At 38.4% G+C, this 1,764-nt stretch carries 1 protein-coding gene; it reads right to left on the bottom strand.

Features of this window, described 5'->3' with window-relative positions:
* Window positions 1–162: 162 nt before the first annotated feature.
* Window positions 163–1,350 (bottom strand): IS110 family RNA-guided transposase, encoded by a 1,188-nt coding sequence (locus ABDZ53_RS01235; protein ID WP_343753179.1) that lies wholly within the window; start codon window positions 1,348–1,350, stop codon window positions 163–165.
* Window positions 1,351–1,764: the final 414 nt, after the last annotated feature.

Here is a 1,764-nt window from a genome sequence, read left to right as displayed (position 1 = left end):
TATTATACTAAAAACCCCCTATTCTATCTATTGAAATCATAGGTAGAATAGGGGTTTTTCAGCAGTCTCCTAATTTATTAGGGGGCTTTTTATTTGTAAATAATTATGTAAAAAAACGCAAAAAAGCACTACCCATGTTATAATGTGATTGACTAAAAAAATTTAATTTTGGATTGAGCTCTTGTGTTGTTGCCGCAACCCGAGGGCTCTTTCTGCGTTATACTCAACTTTTTCGTTTAAGACTTTGTAGATGATACGAATCAATTTATGGGCACAAGCTACTCTCGCGAGTAGTTTCTTCCCAGTTCGTTGAAAAACAACATGATACTTATAACTGAATGGTCGATCCCTTGAATTCCCAGCGATGCCACCACTGGTGACCAATGCAGATTTTAAATATTTGTTTCCTCGTGTTGTACGAGACGAATAGCTTTTCCCTGCGCTTTCATACGATCCTGGCGACAACCCTGCCCAAGAAGCTAAGTGTCCAGCTGATTCAAAGGCCTCTACATTTGGACCAATTTCTCCGAGAATAACAGCTGCACTTTCCTCATTGATGCCCGGAATTTTTTGTAGGAGTCCGTATTCAAGTGGGAAATACTGTAGAGCGTATTCTTTAATAACCGCTTTAATTCGATTAACTTTCTTTGTATAAAAATAAAACTCTTCCAATGATTCACTTAATAGGAAGCGGTCATTAAAAGATAATTTACCATCCATGGCGAGTAGTAAATCCTCGGCAGAAGCTTTCACTCTTCCGTGCCGACAAGCCTCAACCCTTTCAAGAGTAAGCACTTCTCCGTCCACAAATAATTCGATTAAACGAAGGCCAGTTGTTCCATAAATATCGGATAGAAAACTGGTTAATTTAATATTCCCTCGTTGGAGAATATTATGCATTTCATTTTTGGTTTGTGTTAATTTTTGGCCATAGGCCTTACGCCGACGAGTGAGTAGCCGAAGCTGCCCAACTTCAGGCGTCGGAATGTAAGATGAACGGAGTAATCCGACCCGTCCCAGTTGAGCCAACCATTCCGCATCTTTCACATCTGTTTTACGTCCGGGGACATTCTTGACGTGTTCAGCATTACAAAGCATTTGATGGATGTCAGAGTCACTAAAAATATTAAAAACAGGTACCCAATATTGACCCGTACTTTCCATAAAAAGATCCGTGACCCCGTGGTCAATCATCCAACTCAAAGCCTCTCTTAATTCAAAAGTTCTTGTCCCAAAGGTTCGAATTACTTTCTTCGGTTTGGCAGTGTCCAAAGGACCGTCTAAAATACAACAGGTAATTGATTTTTGATGCACATCAATTCCACAACAGGTCTCCACCATGACTTCCATGTTTCTCACCTCTAAAGTAAATTAAGGTAGAAGAGTTCATCATGTTTATTTGTCATTTTATTTCCACGCTCTTTGGCGTAATTGGCTTATCGCAAAAATGATCAACTCAACCAGTTTTTATTACAGGATCGGCAAATCCCAGAAAAAGATCGGCTTTATACTACCTTATATTAATTATACGATAAAACCATTTACTCTAGTGGCTTAGGGCGCTTGCGCCCATAGAGTTTTTATTTGAAAAATAATCAGCTTTAACGTTATGGCACTTAAGTAATGAGCGAAAGTATTAACTTTTAACGGCTTTGATAGGAGGATAGAGGCGGTAAAAATAGAATAATAATACTATGATTATGGTGTCAAAACCCCATAATTTTAAGCACTTAATCAACTTGAAATGCTCAAAAGTATACAGTT

The sequence above is a fragment of the Alkalibacterium iburiense genome (assembly GCF_039521845.1).
GTDB lineage: Bacteria > Bacillota > Bacilli > Lactobacillales > Carnobacteriaceae_A > Alkalibacterium > Alkalibacterium iburiense.
The sequence above is the reverse complement of the archived record's forward strand: the minus strand, read 5'-3'. Positions and strand labels throughout refer to the sequence as shown.